The following is a 16,375-nucleotide window of genomic DNA, read 5'->3' as shown; positions in this document are numbered from 1 at the left end:
GACTGGAGGCACAGTCCCATGATCGTCTACACCACTATCGACAGCCCATTGGGCGCCATCCTTCTCGCGGCAACCGACAATGGTCTTATGGGGACCTGGTTTGAGGGTCAGCGATACTATCCCCATATCGCCGACGATTGGCAGACGGTAAATCAGCACCCGCTACTGGACGCCGCACGCGAACAACTGGCAGACTACTTCGCCGGTCAGCGGGACCGTTTCGACTTGCCGCTAGCCCCCAAGGGAACTCTCTTCCAGCAGCGAGTCTGGCAGGTGCTGCAGACTATTCCTTATGGTGACACCACAACCTACGGGGCCCTGGCCCAGCAGTTGGGGCAACCGACAGCCTCACGCGCGGTGGGGTCTGCGGTGGGACGCAACCCGTTATCGGTGATCGTCCCCTGCCACCGGGCTGTAGGAGCCAACGGTTCGCTTACCGGTTATGCCGGTGGACTCGATCGTAAGCGACACTTACTAACCCTGGAACGAAGCCCCTGAGATCATCGCGGCTTCGTCCATGTTCATACGTAGCTCCCTAATGTATTGGAGGCAATGTGACTGACGGCCGCGAAACGCGCCAGGGAATGATCTCGGCGACATCGGCATTTATGTTGTGGGGCTTTCTACCGCTCTACTTCCACCTGATCGGCCCTCGTGTGTCGACCTGGGAAATGCTGATTCACCGGGTCATTTGGGCCGCTGCCCTGCTCTTCGTCTTCACCCTGGTACTCGGGCGCGGCGAACGGTTGCGTAACGTCTTCCGCCAACCGCGCACCATGGCGGCGCTAACGTTGAGCGCCATGCTGATTGCGGTGAACTGGGGGGTCTTTATCTGGGCCGTCACGCACAATCATGTGCTGGAAAGCAGCCTCGGCTATTACATCAACCCGTTACTCAACGTCCTGCTGGGCTTCTTTTTCCTCGGCGAGCGACTGCGCCCGTTACAGAGCCTGGCAGTGGCGATTGCCGCGGGCGGCGTGATGGTCATGATCCTGGCTTTTGGTCAGGTACCCTGGATCTCGCTGGTGCTGGCGAGTGCCTTTGCGATCTACGGACTGATCCGTAAACAGGTCAATGTGGACGGCGCCACGGGGCTACTGGTCGAAACCCTGATACTGTCACCCTTTGCCTTGATTTGGCTCGCCATGCTCTACCAACACGGCACAGCAGCCTTTCTGAACAGCAACCTGAAAACGAATCTCCTGCTGGTCGGCGCCGGTGCCGTCACCGTCGTTCCTCTGGTCCTGTTCGCTGCGGCCGCGAGACGACTACGGCTGGGGACACTGGGCCTTTTCCAATACATCACCCCGACAGCTCACCTGCTGACAGGTATCTTCCTGTTTGGTGAAATCTTCACCCGCGCCGACGCCATCACCTTCACCTGCATCTGGTTTGGCTTGGCGCTGTACACAGCCGATAACTGGCGGGTTCAGAGAAGTATGGCAACACGCAGCGCTTCCAACCTGACGTCGTAAGGGAAATATCTCGCTCAGGCGAGAGGTCTTCCAGCCAGCAGCCGTCGTCACCTACGATCCAGAGCGATCGAATCAGTGGTGACGGACATGAGTCTAACGAAGGGGTGGCGATTCATAGCGATGCAATCTGAGCCACACCACCTTTCAAGCTCATCGTTGAGACCGTCTTGAAATAAGACGCTTTGATCAGCAACACACATAGTGCATCCGGTGAAGGCACAAAATTTTCCGAATCAAACGGTTAGGAGTAGTTCGATTTGAGGTACTGGTATAGCCATTCCCTCTCAACTTCAGTAACCGCACCGGCAAGATCTATTCTCATGTTTCCGACATCGACGGTTAACCGGTTGCCCGAATAGGTTTCGCGAAGAGACAGCGTATTGATCTGATCCGGAGTAAATTGCAGCTTTTTTCTTTTTGGAAAGAGAGCCTGCCATTGATCTTTTGGCGAATTGGAGCCTGTTTTTAGCTTGAAAGGCGGCACACCAGAGTCAAATGCTAAATTTGGCTTGTTCAGCAACAGCCTCTCCGGAACCGGCTTTCGAAAAATCCTAACAACGATAGCTACCGCAAATGCGCCGCCAACAGTCCAACCACCGAGCCAGAAAATGAGAAATGCACCACCCTTGCCAGAAAGTAGCTGAGCCACTGCATGATGAAATCCCACAACCCAACCACCGAGCCAACAAATAATAAAAATGCCGATAACGAAGCGCATGAAGCCGCCGTTTCCTGAGGGCATAACAATTTCTTCATAGCCATTACGGCGGCCAATTTTGATGTTCGAGAACTCAGGAGGAATCGAACTCATTGATGCTCCTAACGTCTAAAAGAGACAGCGCAAATCAAGCGCCGAGTAGTTTGCGCCCGAGCGAGCGCCCTGTTGACTGATTCAGATCCAAACGTCATTTTCCGCCGTCTGGCTGCCGACCTCATCACCAGTGTTCACGACGCCCCGTGGCTCGATTAGCAGAACCTTTGCCTCGTTCTCCGCATATGGCTTGTGTTCGACGCCCTTGGGAACAACGTACATTTCGCCCTCAGAGAGATCCACATGCCCATCTCTGAAATCGATTCGAAGAGTCCCTTCTAGCACGACGAAGGTTTCATCCGTGTCTTTGTGATCATGCCACACGAACTCGCCCTGAAGTTTGACCACCTTGAACTGATAGTCATTCATTTCAGCGATCACTTTCGGTGACCACTGCTCATTGAAAAGGCCGAGCTTGTTCTTGAAATTTATCGCCTGATGTTTCATCGCGGTCTTATTCATTTCCATCACCTAACACTGTCTTTAAGGCTGTTTTTGAGTGCTAAGAAAAGCCAGAACGAACTGCGCTACTGACCGCCTGTACGCCACCGAAGCAAATCTATTCCAGAGCATCTGTATTTAAGCGCTATCCCTGATCGCCATTTCGCCCTAAATACCTGAGCGTCATTTCCTCAACATCGATGTAGTTAGCCTTTGGCGGCAAAGGAGGCTGGCCCTCTAAACCACGGGCCGCAAGAATAGCGTTTGAAATCTCGTGTAGTGCCAATTTCTTAAACGATTGCGTAGAGAGCATCATTCGCTTTTCTCTTGCCCTTATTACGAGAAATAACGTACGACCGCCACTTAAAGTAAGTTTTGTAATTTCTGCAACTGGGATAACGCAGGACCCAAACGCCCATGTACGGATCAGTTGTCGATCGTTTAACGTCACCCGAATAGTCGCAATGAAAATTGTCCAGATAGCCAAAAATACGCTCCCTACGATGAAGATTGCTCCCCACCACATTCCCTGACTGAGAATTTTTATTCCCATCCAGCCAAAAAGCAGTATTCCCGGAACGGTAAAACAAATCGCAGCTATTTGTGCGGCCTTCGTTGGAGCATATGCACGGAGATTACCACTGGTCATATCATTCAAAGGTTAGCCCTGTAATATACGGACCGCAGGATCCGCTCTATTGTTTTTTAGGCGCGACCGCAAGCATTACGGTATGCCTCACTCTTGACCCACAAAGCCTCAAATGTTTCAGCCGACACCGATTCACCAGTGAAGTCTTGATACGTCATGTTGGTATCTAACCAGAACCCGTAATCTTCCTGATTGGGTCCGGCAAGAACTACTCCGCCATGTTGATCTAACCCGATTTCTCGGCCGGGCAAGCCATTCTTATCGAACTCCACGACCCACTCGCTCACCAAGTGCAGCCTATCTTCATATCCGGGATTGGCCTTGGGTACAAAGAAGCACATTGAGCCAATAACACGCTCAACCAGCGTTCTACCTTCTTTGAACTCCGTTGCCAAACTGGTTCGGAGATAGCGAGTGGTCATTTCTTCGCTGGTCTTATCCACAAAAAGTAGCCATTTTATGGCCATCCCCGTGACGCGACTTGTTTAATATTCAGCCGATCACGGTTGGCGGCAAATAAATCGTAAATTCATTCAAAGGCTCGATAAGCACACTATACGGGCGGAGTTGTTCCGGGCCTGAAACGATTCCAAGTTGGGATAAAAGTCGAAACCTTGCTGACTTGAGCGTTGCCGGCTTTACCTGTAATTCCTTGTGCCAAACCCTGTAGGTACCGAGCTTGCCATCTCTACGATAATAATAGCCCGCAAGAGGGTGAGTCAGATAAACAAGAGCTGACTCTGCATCAGGAAATCCCGGAAAATAAAAAGTGTCTTCTTCTGACTGACACAGTTCAACCGCGGCTTCTGCCCAGTTTGACTCGGTGGTCATCTCATACTTTTCATACAAACCGGAGGACGGGTTAAGACTGCAGTCGAACCTTACCTTTCCAGCATGCCAGGGAAGATTCCACAAGTATCTAGGAACCATCAGCGTCCAGGAATCGAGTGTGGTACCAAGAAACCACACACATCGCTCTCCTGTCTTCTTATCGATGATGTATATGCGATAGTTGGTTTGGCCCATCGTGAACTTTGGGAACGGAAAAACTGCCGAAGTAAAATCGACATCGATAAATGGCACAACCGAGATCAGCCCCAGCGTTTGTCCGTTAATTTGAAGAGTATCTAACTGGAACCTATCTGGGAAAATTCCGCTGAATCTGTCGACGGGAACAGCATACGTAATTATTGCAAAGTGCTTTAAGCCGCACAGGACATCAATGCCTTTGGGTTTTGGCCGCGCCGTTACGCAATCTTCAAATTTCCTCGCTCCCTGCAAAGTCACCTCCCGAAATGTAGCCACACATGCTGACACAAACCGAAGTGCAGCATGAATTTGTCCTTAGCAAAGCACGGTTATGCGACACTCGCAGCTTCTCTGAGCACACGTGTAAGACGGTCAATGTTCTGCTCGTTTGCGGAGCCAGCCCGCTGCTTGACGGCTTGCGCTGTTCCAGAGTCTTCAAAAACCTGCTCCCACGCCAGGAGTGTACCTTCGCTGACGGGAGAGAGTTGTACGGTAAGTTTAAAGTTGGGAGGACAATCATGGTGGATGACTATTTTGGCATCAGGCACCAGTTCCTCGAAGAAGCTCTCATTGAGATAGCTCTTTCCGTCAGGGCCGTGCATCACGAACTTCCAGCGACCACCCACAGAAAACTCAAAAACGTCGAAGGTATTGGTAAATCCTTCGGGTCCCCACCACGCTGCCAGCATGTCAGGCGACGCAAAAGCGCCAAAAATTTCTTTGGGAGAGAACGGCAATGTTCTTGAGGTGCGCAGTGTTCTGTCTTCAGTCATGACCATGATTCCAAGGTGCATGGGTTTAGCGACGTATAGCGCCAAAGGTAACAGGCCTCATCTTCAGCCCAAATTTCGTAGTCTTCCATGTCGCGTGCTCGACCGCATTTAAAAGTGCAATAGAGCGGACCCTGCGGTCCGTATATTCCTTTTTAGCCCTCGATAGTCTTCCGGTTCAGGGCTGCTGCTGCGCGCACGAGATCCTTAAACGCCTGCGGATCTAGATCATCACCCCGCTTCAGGTCGATCGCACGGCGAACATTCCCATCCAGGCTGGCATTGAAAAGCCGTTGCGGATCTTTCAGTGCAGCGCCCTTGGCAAAGGTCAGCTTGATCTTGTCCTTGTAGGTCTCACCGGTGCAGATAATGCCGTGGTCTGACCAGACGGGGACACCCGCGGGGTTCGACGGCTTTTTCCATTTCCGCTCCTCGACAGCCTGAGGGTCGGCCTCTGCGATCAAGGCGCGGACCTGAGCGAGCACTTCATCGTGCCAGTCTTTGCTGGAAGGGATGGATTGCCTTGTCTGGGGCATGGGCTCACCTGCCTTAAACATAACGCATTGATCAGCGGTGCACTTTAGTGCGTCCGGTGAAGGGCCATAGGCCCAGAACGAACTGCATCAATTTGTAATGCTATTTTTCGTTCGGTGCGCCATTTCCCTAACCACAAGACTTTTTAACAAGTGCCTCTAGCATAGCCTTGTAGGAAGGGTATTTTTGATTCCAACTGTACATATAACCCACGTTCTTTGCGTTAGGATCTTCAAATGTTTTTAAAGCCTCGCTATAGGCATCACAGGCCTTTTGGGGCTTTCCTTCATTGGTGTAGCCGTCGCCAACGCCAACCCAAGAATTTGCTACTCCCCAATAGTCACCGGCTTTACGCAATGAATCCATTGCCTTTTTATGAAAGCTAATTGATTTTTCATACGTTGGATCATATGTGCCATTATCTTGATAAAATTTCTTGGCTGCCCGGTACGCTGAACTACTGTACAGAACACCCAGAACGGTATAGGCATGACCCATTCCCTCGTAATCACCCTTCTGCTGGAAAGCCGCTACTGCTTCCCTTGCCAGTTTCTCTGCTGGAAGCGCACGACCGTCCTGAATAAGTCGATAGGCATCATCAATTTTTGTCTCTGGGTCATTTGTGTAAGGAACCAATGCAGCGGAGCAACCAAACAAAAAAAGCGAACACGATATAATTATTAATTTTCCGATTCTCATTTACTCTCCTCAGATACATATCAGAGCAATAAACCGGACCCGACGGTCCGTGTTATTGCGTTCCCATCTTGTCCTGCCTTCAGTATTTTTTCTATTTGTTCAATCTACTAGCTAACAATACAGCAAAACCAAGGGCGCGATATACGGACCCGCAAAGAATGCGCAAACTTATGTGGCAAACGCGAACTTCTGCACAGAGCAACGCTATTGCCTCAATACCGGAAAAATGTCAGGTATAAGGCCCGAATGGGGTCTTCCCCTGGAGGCGGCTCAGAATGAAAACTGGCCGCCAAACATCATCCATTGTTTGCACACGGCTATATAACCAAAACCAGGAGCCCCTACTCCGAAAAGAAATATTCCTTTGGAATTTGGCGGAAGCGGTCGGTCAAGTAGGGATTGGGAATGCGTATCTGTATACGGTCACGTAAATTGGCATCCTGCAGCGCTTGGCGGAAGGCGGGATCGTTGTTGAAAAGTCTCAGGAAGGAGCCGTCGGTCCAGGCTCTTTCCAGTCCTCTTTGGATAATATCGTGGAGGCGCTGATTACCCTTCTCCACAAAGAAAAGGCGACCGAAGGGATAGATCAGGACGATATGCTTCTCCACCATCAGATCAGGAGACTCCGCGAGATGCAGATCCAGCAGGCTGTAGACCTCGTTTACGCCTAGCGGGAAAAAATCGAAACGCCCCGCCTGCACCATTTTAAACAGGCTGGAGAACGGTGCCGTGATCACACCAATGCCCGAAGCCTTGAGCACCGCCCGGTCTGCCCAGGGGCCCTGCCCGGCCGTCATCTTCCGAAGATCCGCAAGCGTCTTTATCTTGTCGAAGTCTTTCTGTCGCTCCCTCTTGATGACAAACAACCGCCACCCGTTCAAGCCCCGGTCAATCGGGAAGTAGATCGGCAGAAGCTCCTTCTCGTATGCCGGACTGGTACCGAAGTCGAAGACACTGGCGCGACCACTCTTGACCATCTCCCGCGCCCGATCATGGTTCATGACAGCTTCGGTCAGCGACAGACGATAATCGACACCTGACTCATCCAAAGCCAGCTTGAGCACCCGATAACCAAACGCATCCTTACCATTGGACATAACCCGCGGGTAAACAACATGCAGCGGTTCCGCAATGGCTTGGCACGACACGAATATCGCGCAAAAGATCCAGGCCATTATGCGGATGGAACCCATACTCTAACCTGTTCAGGAAGACATTAAAGGAGAAAGAACTTCTGACGAGATCGATACCGGGCACGCCCCATGATCGACACTTCACGCCATTTTCCGACAACCTATCTCCAGCCTTGACGACTCCCAGCAAAAGGCATCAGACAGGTTTTGGATGAGGGTACAGAAATTCCTTATGAATCATTTTAGTGCGTAAAACGAAATTGTCTCAGATTCCGCCGTCAAATACCGTGCAGCGTAAACAGTGTACCGATCCGTTTTATCCGCTACGCTTTTGACGCCAGGGAATCAGGATTAAGGAACAACAATGTCAGAGCAGGCACCACGCATTGCCATCTTCGGCGCCGGAGTGATCGGTTGCTACATCGGCGGCTGTCTCGCAGCGGCCGGTGCACCGGTCACGCTGATCGCCCGTCCCCGCATCCATGATCAAATACAGGCGTCCGGCCTGACACTGACCGATTGGCAGGGGCGGAACCAGCACGTCGATGCACAGGCACTCACCATCGCTTTGGAACCTGAGGCCTTGGCCGGTCAGAATGTCATTCTCGTTACCGTCAAGAGCGGCAACACCGTAGACGCCGCAAACGCCATAGCGGCCCATGCCGACACCGATGCGCTGGTGGTCAGTTTTCAAAACGGCATCGGTAACAGTGCACTCCTGCGTGAACACCTTCCTGGCCACGAAGTCCTGCAGGGCATGGTCCCCTTCAACGTCATCGCCCAGGGGCAAGGACGCTTCCATTGTGCCACCGAGGGGCACCTCGCACTGGAAGAAAGTGCCGGTGCAGCAAAGCTGATCGAAAGGCTGTCAGCCGCCAAACTTCCCCCGCTGCTCTATCCGGACATCACCCCTGTGTTATGGGGCAAGCTGTTGATGAACCTGAACAATGCCGTCAATGCGCTCGCCGGAATCCCATTGGCGGAAGAACTGGCAGACAGGAACTATCGGCGGGTTTTGGCCGCCAGCATCCGCGAAGCACTGCAGATCTTGCATCAGGCGCATATCAAGCCAGCCAGAACGGGGAAAGTGTTGCCCGCGTTGGTGCCGACGGTGCTATCGCTACCAACGCCGCTGTTTCGAAGGATTGCCAGCGCCATGCTGAAAATCGACCCGGATGCCCGATCTTCAATGGCCGACGACCTGCATAACCGCCGCACCACCGAAATCGATTTCCTGAATGGCGAGATTGTTCGCTTAGCGGCCAGCCATCATCTGCGGGCTCCGGTCAACGAACGTATTGTTTCCCTGATCAAAGCAGCCGAAAGCCAAGGGAAAGGATCACCCAAGATGACGGGGCCGGAACTGATACAGGCCGTGCTTCACCGGTAACAGGCCACTCAACCGATAACGACGGTCATGTCCCCAACGGCAATGCGGCCGCCATGCTCGGTGCCATCCCCCATCCGTGCAGCAGGCTTGCCGTTGATCAACACCGCCGCAGAGCCTTCTGCAATCGTATCCGGTGGGCCGACACAAATCAGCTTGTCGCCAACACGGGCCGCAGGTCGCCCGCCGATCAGGACATTTGGCGAACCTTCCGCCACTGGCCCTCCAACATGAGGCGTGGGTCCTGGATTCACCTTGGGGCAGACGTGAAAGCTGCCCAATACCGCCGCTGGCTTGCCCATCGTTATCACTCCTTTCTGTTGTCGAATCGGATATGCAGTGACGGCAGGAAATGTCCCGCGTCGTGAAGCCCCTAGCTACCCAGCATCGACAGAATGCGATTCGCTTTTGAAATCAATGCCTTTCCGCGCTGGTACTGCCCTTTCTCAAGTAGTTGGTTGGCGTCGCGGATATAGGCGTTAGCCAGCTTTCGCCGCGTATCAAGCAGCGGCTTGAAGGTGGCCGGGAGTTGATTGGCCACTCGACGCAACCCCATCTCGACCTCATTCAGGCTCTGCTCATCGTCCGCGGTTTCCAGCACCGTAGACAGATGAGCCAGGTAGCCGCCATAAAACGTCTGAGCGGCCTTTTGCGGTAATGTCGCCTTGCTGTTAGTCGCAACCTCCTGCTCATAGGCCGCCATCGCATGGGTGGCGGCAATAAAACCATCTCCCCGTTGCAAAAGCTTCAAATAGGTCGGTAGCTGGGGGAAATAGAGACGCCCAATATCGAGCAGTTTCCGCAATGACGAGGGGTCCCAGGCGTCAATGGCCTTTGCTACCGACGTCTTGTAGGCAGCCACAGCACGATCGCTGGTTGTGACGCTATAACCCGGACGAATAGCCTTCAGCCGACTGGCAATTTTGTAGAGATCGTCGTCATCCCCCTTGGCGTGACCATAGCGCTGTTGTTCCAGCAGGCCGTTGGCCTGGAACGTCAACGCACTCAGCAGTCCAGAGCGCCGCTGGTCCAGATCCCTCTGGGTCTCCGTCAAGGCCTGCGAGTCGGGGTACAGTTTCCTGGCCTGGGTCAGTAGCGACTGCAGGCCGACAAAGTCGACATATTGGCCGTCCGGTTTACTCAGACCCTTTGCCACCTCCTGCTTGAGGTTGTTAACGAAAGCATTGCGTTGCAGGCGCAACAGTCCCGCCTTCTCCACCGCTGAAAGCTGCTGCACCGCATCGCTGGAAATCCACTGACTATCGTTCTGCGGCGCCTGGGCGAAAGCTGCAGTCAGTTTTTCAACCAATGCCCGATGCGCGTTATCCTGGCTGGCCAGAGAGGTCAGTTGCCGGTGCTGCAGGTACCCCCAACCCGTACTCGCAGCAATTGCGGCAAGAACCACTGCGGCGACAGCATAGCGCTTGCCATACCGATGTCCGGCGAGGGCTTTCATAAAGGTCGACACCGTCTGAAATCCCGCCTCGCGATCAAACGCCAGGGCTCGATGTAACGTACGCCATTGTGCCCTGCTCAGCCCATTGCAACGCTTTGGTAGCAAACCTGCCAAACGTGCTTCATTGGCGGGTTTTCGACTGAACGGGTGTTGCGTGGTGAGCATTTCGTACCCGATACAGGCCAGTGCAAACACATCGTCAGACGGCGTCGGTTCCTTCCCCTCCAGCAACGCACAACTGGCATAAGCCGGTGTCAGGCCCAACACTTCGTCAGCATCGCCTTTACTCTCCATACCGGGTAACAGCGGACTATGAACCCGGCGCGCCACGCCGAAATCCAGCAATTTCACTTGCCCGTCATGGGTCACCATGATGTTCGACGGTTTGAGGTCTGCATGAATCAAGCCTGCACCATGAGCTACCTCCAGAGCACTGCAGAGATCCCGCAGGATGCTGATCGCGGCTTTCGGCGATAGCCCTCGCGGCCTGGCTCGCTTGATCACCGCATCCAGGGTCTCCCCGTCAAGTAACTCCATGACCACAAAGAACAGGCCATCGGACTTGTCGCAATCGTAGATTCGAACCAGATTGGGGTGACAGAGCAGGCGGCTCTTATAGACTTCCTGCTGCAGCATCCGCACCGCATCATCGTCGTCGGCATAGCTTTCGTTGAGCACTTTGAGCGCAACTTCGCAGGCATGCTCTCCAGCCTGTTCCAAATGCCGGTCCCGCGCCTTGAAGACTCGGCTGGTGCCGCCGCTGCCTAGCAGCGCGAGGATCTCATATCGATTACTAAGAACAGCACCTGGCTGAAGAGCCGGCCTTCTTGATGTTGAAGCAGTATTTGGTTGGGACTTTGTCGACGTTTGGGGGCGTTCCCGCTCACGACTTCGCGTTTTAACGCTATCGCTTCGGCGCGTATTGACGCTTTCCGGGATGTCGTCATTATCGTGACGAGGAGTCTGAATAGCACCTGTGGTGGGTGCCTGCTTGGGGGTCTCTACAGCCATGCCCGAGGTCTCAATCCGTTGTTAACCCTTTGCGCTCCATGCCCCGGGGAAAGCCCTCTCCCTCTGTACGGCGGCATGGCCGGCACTTCATCGAACCCACCCTCCCGCATCACCGGAGAGGGCGGCCGCCTTCCCTTTCATGATACCCGGTCCGGAAAAGCGGCTTGAGTCTACCCCAGACGCTCCCTATAATCCAAGGCCTCGTCGTCACCGAACCATGGTGGGATTGGTGTCGATGAGGCCATTGCTCGCCCCGGCATTTGAATGCGGGCCGAGAAGTGACACGGAGGTGTCATGACTGCAATGGCACAGTGCCGAAGCTGGCACAGGAGCCGTTGGCCGCTCCCCCGGAAACGGGAAAGGATGGCCATCATAAAGGGAACAAAAGGGACTGAAACGAGTTAATGGACTGCAGTATGGTGGACTCCCGCACAATCCGTTTGCGGATTATCAGCTATCACCGTTTGTCTAGAACGCAGGAAGCGGAAAGGCACTTCGACATTCAGGGCGGCAAGACCCTGGGGCGAAACGTCGACTGCGACTGGGTGCTTCCCGATCCTTCGCGCGTTATTTCCGGCATCCACGCTTCGATTTTCTATCGAGACGACTGCTTTGTCGTTCGTGACGAATCCACCAACGGTCTTTTCATCAACAACGCTTCCGACCCTCTTGGCAAAGACAAAACGGCTGTACTCAATGTCGGCGATGTGCTGTTTCTGGGTGAGTACGAGGTGGAAGTCGTAGCCATCGGAAACGCGCAAAATTCCGTTAAGGCCGCAGACACGGATCAGCCGAACCTCGCCATTCCCAACGCTACAGCAACTTCCGGCGCCAACGCATTAAACAAGCGGCCGGATAATCTCGGGTTGAGCAGCGATGCGTTCAGTATCCCCGCCGTAACACCAATAACGCCAAAAGGCGGGCCTCAAACAGAGGGGCAGACATCACAGCAGCCCTTTATCCCCGAGCAGTTCGAGAATCATCTATCCGCCTTTGCCCGGCCGCACGAACAGTCACCTGAAAAGATAGAGGCACCAGCCGCACCACCGCTGTCACAAGAGATCCGTCCAGAACCGAACACCAAAACACCCATTGACGGCCTGGTGACAGTATCCGAATCCAAAAGTATTACCGGGTTCAGAACGGATCAGCCCCTGCCGGCAGTGCCAGCCCCCGAAGGCAATGAAGCCTTCTTCCGGTCCTATACCGAAGCGTTGGGCATCGCCGACGAACAAGGCCTCACCAATCTGGCCCCCGCCGAGCTGGGACGCAAAGCCGGCCAACTTACCCGCGAACTGCTCGAAGGATTGCTGCAGCTGATGCGAATGCGGGAAACCACAAAGAGCGAATTCCGTGCGATCCAGACGCGCATTCGTGTTGGCGACAATAACCCACTGAAGTTCTCCGCCACCGCAGATGACGCGGTGTTCAACCTGCTGCTGCAAAGCCGGTCAAGCTATCTGGAACCCGTGGAAGCGGTACGGAAATCCTTTGAGGACATTGCAAGCCATCAAGCTGGCCTGCTGAATGGCATGCAGTCGGTGTTTGCCGCGCTAATGGCGCATTTCGATCCGGAGCAAATCGGGCAAAAGGAAAGACCTGAGTCACTGATGGCAAGGCTAAGCGCCAGCGGACGCAAAGCAGAGGCCTGGGACCGCTATCAGGCGCTTTACTCACTGCTGGCAGACCAGCATGGCGACGGCCTGCTCCATCATTTTTCCGACGAATTCGTCACCGCTTACGAACAGACAAGGACGCAAGAAGCGCACAGGGAGTAACCATCACCATGCTTTCAGCACCACGCAGGCTTTTTCGATGGCTGGCGTTGTCGGCCATTCTCGCAGCAGCGGGACTTGGCGGCTGCAGTACCGTCCGGGAAGTCTATCCCCCCTATACCGAGCTCGATATCAAGGCATCGGCCGACACCAATCCGAATATCCAGGGGCAGGCGTCGCCCGTGGTCGTGCGCGTCTACGAACTCGGCGCCAAGGACGTTTTCCAAAACTCGGGTTTCTTCCCCCTGTTCAGCCAGGACAAAAGCGTACTGGGCCCCGACCTGCTGAAGAAGTCCGAATTCGAGCTACGCCCGACCGAAACCAAAGTTATCCACCGCGAGCTGAACCCGGCGACTCGCTACCTCGGCATCGTCGTCGCCTATCGGGATATCGGCAACGCCAACTGGCGTGCCGTCATTCCTGTCGATCCGGATGGCCACGATACCTTTTCCGTCGACGTCAACCGTCTTTCCCTGGCCATCGGCCGGGACCACTAACCGCCATCGAGGTAGTCGCCCATGAGTCTCCACAATCGGGTGGTATGGTCAGAAGGCATGCTGCTCAAGCCCCACCATTTGCAACAACATGACCGCTTTATCGAACAGCGGATCGAATCCCGCTGCCGCGTGCTGGGCTCCTATTCCTATGGCTTCGACGAGCTGGAGCTGGATCATAACCTGCTACGAATGGGAAAAGTCGCCATCCGACGGGCCTGCGGCGTGTTTCCTGACGGCACTCCCTTCCGGATTCCCGACCAGGATCAACCGCCGCCGGTACTGGAGCTGTCTAGCGGCACCCGCGACACCCTTCTCTACTTGGCCATCCCCGTTTACCGTGCCGGCACGCCCTACGTCACCACAGACGAGAACGACCGCACCTGCGGCCTGTTACGCATGGATACCGATGTCTACGATCTAACTGAAGCCGGCGACGAAGCCGAAGTCCTTGAAGTGGGACGCCTGAAATGCTGCTTGCTACGCGACAATGAGGAGCTGGACGGCTTTACGCGATTGGCGGTAACCCGTGTTTCGGAGGTTCGCCAGAACAGCTCCATCCAGTTGGACGAAAGTTTCATTCCCGCCACGGTATCGGTCAATAACCTACCGGTCTTGCATCACCAGATCACAGAAGTCGTCGGTCTGTTGAATCAGCGTGCGGAAAGTCTGGCAACCCGTTTTGCTCAGGCAGGCCAAGGCGGCGCCTCAGCGGTAGCTGACTTTATCATGCTGCAGATGCTGAACCGCTATCAGGCATTGTTCGAGCACTATGCCGAACTGCCGCACCTGCATCCCCTGCAGCTTTTCGAAGCCACGATACAGCTCTATGCAGAACTTTCGACCTTCGTGCAGGCGCAAAAGCGGCCGCAACTAAAGGTCCATTACAATCACGACGACCTACGCCACAGCATGACGCCGCTGCTCGAGCAGCTGTACCTGCAACTGAGTTCGGTGCTGGAACAAACGGCGACGCGGATACCGATCAAGGAGCAATCCTACGGCGTTAGCGTAGCACCGGTGACCGACCGTAGCTGGCTCAAGTTCGATCAGTTCATTCTGGCCGTGAAGGCCGATACCCCCCGCAACGAGCTGGTAACCCTGCTGCCGGGACACATGAAAATTGGTCCTGTGGAAATGATCAGGCAACTCGTCAACAACCAACTGCCCGGTATCGGCCTGACCACATTGGCCGTCGCGCCCCGGCAGGTGCCAGTCATTGCAGGTTTCGTTTACTTCCAGCTGGACAAACACAGTGCCTACTGGGAATCCATGCAGAATTCGGGAGGCTTTGCCTTCCACCTCGCCGGCAACTATCCAGGACTGGAGTTGGAATTTTGGGCCATCAAGGAGTGATGCAACGTGACAGCCTACAGCAATAGCGAGGACGCGACGCTTCTGATTCCGCGTCCCGGTGCCCGCTCTGCAAAAGGCGAGCCCCGCCCACCGGGCACAGCCGCCACAGGTTCGGACCCGACACTGCTCAATCCGATCGCACCGCGTACACACGCACAACCGCTGTGTCCGGAGATTGGCATCAATCCAATTCTCGACGGGGCGGCCACACTGCTCAGTCTGGCCGGCCAGCTAAGGCACCTGGATCAATACCAGGATGTAACACGACTGCACCAGCAGTGCCTGCAAATGGTAAAGGAGTTCGAACGTCAACTGCGCAAACAGGACGTCGATCTCGACGATCTTCATGCCGCCCGTTACGCACTCTGCGCCCTGATCGACGAGACCGTACTGCACACCGTCTGGGGCAATGAAAGCAGTTGGGGCACGCACACCCTGGTGGCGACCCTACACAAGGAAACGGTGGGCGGCGAACGCTTTTTCGAGCTACTGGCAAAGTGCCAGGAAACCCCGGTGAAGCACCTCCACCTCCTGGAACTGTTCTACTTATGCCTGGCCCTGGGTTTTGAAGGGAAACTGCGCCTGGCGGAACGTGGACGGGAGCGACTCGACACCCTTCGCAGTGAGCTATATCACAGCATTCAGCGCCAGCGGGATGTCGACAGTGCACGCTTGACCCCGGATGCGGAAAAGAATGTTATCCGCGAGCCCTCTTTGGGAGAAAAGCTGCCCCTTTGGGTAGGCTGTGCCTTGATACTGGCACTCATGCTCGCCATCTACCTGGGCTTCAGCTATGCCATCAACCGGCGCGCCGAACCCGCCTTTGCTGCACTCAACCAAATCGATCCGCCTCAAACTGCTTCTTCGGCAACTCCACAGCTACTGACCGGCACTGCGAACCATCTTCGCCAATTGCTCAGTGTCGAGATCAATCGGAAACTGCTCAGCGTCGTCAGCTACCCAGATCACACCACCATCCGCCTACAGGCCGATAACCTGTTCGGTTCCGGCAGCGCTTCGCTCAATGAGTCCTATGTACCGATACTGCAGAAAGTCGCGCAGAGCCTGGAAACGGTGAAAGGTCACATTGAGGTGGACGGGCATACGGACAACCAGCCGATCTTTACCACCCGCTACCCCTCAAACTGGCACCTTTCACTGGCCAGAGCCAATGCGGTCGTCGGCATCCTTGGTCAGGCGGGCAGCCTGGCCGGCCGCCTGATCGCAGAGGGGGAAGGCGCTTCCCAACCCCTCGTCGCCAACGACAGTCCTGCAGATAGGGCCCGCAATCGCAGAGTTGATATCAACGTATACCCGTAATGGATAACGGGCTCCCCTAACAGGATGTTATCGCC

The 16,375-nt window shown here is 54.7% G+C and carries 18 protein-coding genes; 7 read left to right on the top strand and 11 right to left on the bottom strand.

All coding sequences use genetic code 11. The features are described from left to right. The first annotated feature begins 21 nt into the window (after positions 1 to 21). Positions 22 to 498 carry a methylated-DNA--[protein]-cysteine S-methyltransferase gene (locus tag CLR77_RS09645; protein WP_454786173.1) on the top strand — a complete coding sequence of 159 codons (477 nt, stop codon included), beginning with the start codon at positions 22 to 24 and terminating at the stop codon, positions 496 to 498. 56 nt (positions 499 to 554) lie between these two features. After that, a complete protein-coding gene (rarD, locus tag CLR77_RS09640) occupies positions 555 to 1,475 on the top strand; it encodes an EamA family transporter RarD (RefSeq protein ID WP_227519865.1) in 921 nt (306 codons plus the stop codon). Between the two features lie 241 nt (positions 1,476 to 1,716). Here the strand turns inward: rarD and CLR77_RS09635 are convergent, their stop codons facing one another. The 9 genes from CLR77_RS09635 to CLR77_RS09595 form a co-directional block, all read right to left on the bottom strand. Then, a complete protein-coding gene (locus CLR77_RS09635) occupies positions 1,717 to 2,286 on the bottom strand; it encodes a hypothetical protein (protein WP_097460404.1) in 570 nt (189 codons plus the stop codon). Positions 2,287 to 2,367: 81 nt separating this feature from the next. Beyond that, positions 2,368 to 2,733 (bottom strand): cupin domain-containing protein, encoded by a 366-nt coding sequence (locus tag CLR77_RS09630; protein WP_097460500.1) that lies wholly within the window; start codon positions 2,731 to 2,733, stop codon positions 2,368 to 2,370. 139 nt (positions 2,734 to 2,872) lie between these two features. Continuing rightward, on the bottom strand, positions 2,873 to 3,385 hold the full coding sequence (locus CLR77_RS09625; protein WP_143269389.1) for a hypothetical protein: 513 nt from the start codon (positions 3,383 to 3,385) through the stop codon (positions 2,873 to 2,875). Between the two features lie 47 nt (positions 3,386 to 3,432). Beyond that, on the bottom strand, positions 3,433 to 3,819 hold the full coding sequence (locus CLR77_RS09620) for a hypothetical protein (RefSeq protein WP_143269388.1): 387 nt from the start codon (positions 3,817 to 3,819) through the stop codon (positions 3,433 to 3,435). Positions 3,820 to 3,868: 49 nt separating this feature from the next. After that, positions 3,869 to 4,657 (bottom strand): DUF2071 domain-containing protein, encoded by a 789-nt coding sequence (locus tag CLR77_RS09615; RefSeq protein ID WP_097460401.1) that lies wholly within the window; start codon positions 4,655 to 4,657, stop codon positions 3,869 to 3,871. A 77-nt stretch (positions 4,658 to 4,734) separates the two neighbouring features. Beyond that, positions 4,735 to 5,178, bottom strand: a complete 444-nt coding sequence (locus tag CLR77_RS09610) for an SRPBCC domain-containing protein (RefSeq protein ID WP_097460400.1) — start codon at positions 5,176 to 5,178, stop codon at positions 4,735 to 4,737. A gap of 152 nt (positions 5,179 to 5,330) precedes the next feature. Continuing rightward, positions 5,331 to 5,711: a DUF1801 domain-containing protein gene (locus CLR77_RS09605; protein ID WP_198962720.1), complete on the bottom strand. Its 381-nt coding sequence runs from the start codon at positions 5,709 to 5,711 to the stop codon at positions 5,331 to 5,333. A 127-nt stretch (positions 5,712 to 5,838) separates the two neighbouring features. Then, the gene (locus tag CLR77_RS09600) at positions 5,839 to 6,408 is read right to left on the bottom strand and encodes a hypothetical protein (RefSeq protein WP_097460398.1); all 570 of its coding nucleotides are present in this window, start codon (positions 6,406 to 6,408) and stop codon (positions 5,839 to 5,841) included. 341 nt (positions 6,409 to 6,749) lie between these two features. Then, entirely contained in the window at positions 6,750 to 7,601 is an 852-nt protein-coding gene (locus CLR77_RS09595; protein WP_097460397.1) for a type 2 periplasmic-binding domain-containing protein, read from the bottom strand. 304 nt (positions 7,602 to 7,905) lie between these two features. Here CLR77_RS09595 and CLR77_RS09590 point away from each other — a divergent pair, with 304 nt between their 5' ends. Continuing rightward, on the top strand, positions 7,906 to 8,931 hold the full coding sequence (locus CLR77_RS09590) for a 2-dehydropantoate 2-reductase (protein WP_097460396.1): 1,026 nt from the start codon (positions 7,906 to 7,908) through the stop codon (positions 8,929 to 8,931). An 8-nt stretch (positions 8,932 to 8,939) separates the two neighbouring features. Here the strand turns inward: CLR77_RS09590 and CLR77_RS20445 are convergent, their stop codons facing one another. Continuing rightward, a complete protein-coding gene (locus CLR77_RS20445; RefSeq protein WP_097460395.1) occupies positions 8,940 to 9,230 on the bottom strand; it encodes a PAAR domain-containing protein in 291 nt (96 codons plus the stop codon). Positions 9,231 to 9,301: 71 nt separating this feature from the next. Then, positions 9,302 to 11,395 carry a serine/threonine-protein kinase gene (locus CLR77_RS09580; protein ID WP_097460394.1) on the bottom strand — a complete coding sequence of 698 codons (2,094 nt, stop codon included), beginning with the start codon at positions 11,393 to 11,395 and terminating at the stop codon, positions 9,302 to 9,304. A 416-nt stretch (positions 11,396 to 11,811) separates the two neighbouring features. Between CLR77_RS09580 and tagH the strand changes: the two genes are divergently transcribed. The 4 genes from tagH to icmH are packed head-to-tail and all read left to right on the top strand — an operon-like array spanning position 11,812 to position 16,340. Beyond that, entirely contained in the window at positions 11,812 to 13,173 is a 1,362-nt protein-coding gene (gene tagH / locus CLR77_RS09575; RefSeq protein WP_158227160.1) for a type VI secretion system-associated FHA domain protein TagH, read from the top strand. 8 nt (positions 13,174 to 13,181) lie between these two features. Continuing rightward, complete coding sequence (gene tssJ, locus CLR77_RS09570) at positions 13,182 to 13,667, top strand: type VI secretion system lipoprotein TssJ (RefSeq protein WP_097460392.1); 486 nt, start codon at positions 13,182 to 13,184, stop codon at positions 13,665 to 13,667. A 21-nt stretch (positions 13,668 to 13,688) separates the two neighbouring features. Then, complete coding sequence (gene tssK / locus CLR77_RS09565) at positions 13,689 to 15,020, top strand: type VI secretion system baseplate subunit TssK (protein WP_097460391.1); 1,332 nt, start codon at positions 13,689 to 13,691, stop codon at positions 15,018 to 15,020. Positions 15,021 to 15,026: 6 nt separating this feature from the next. Continuing rightward, a complete protein-coding gene (gene icmH / locus CLR77_RS09560) occupies positions 15,027 to 16,340 on the top strand; it encodes a type IVB secretion system protein IcmH/DotU (RefSeq protein ID WP_097460390.1) in 1,314 nt (437 codons plus the stop codon). Positions 16,341 to 16,375 lie beyond the last annotated feature (35 nt).

Source organism: Mangrovitalea sediminis (assembly GCF_002514725.1).
In the GTDB taxonomy this organism is placed as follows: domain Bacteria; phylum Pseudomonadota; class Gammaproteobacteria; order Pseudomonadales; family Oleiphilaceae; genus Mangrovitalea; species Mangrovitalea sediminis.
This window is presented reverse-complemented; position numbering and strand designations above follow the sequence as displayed.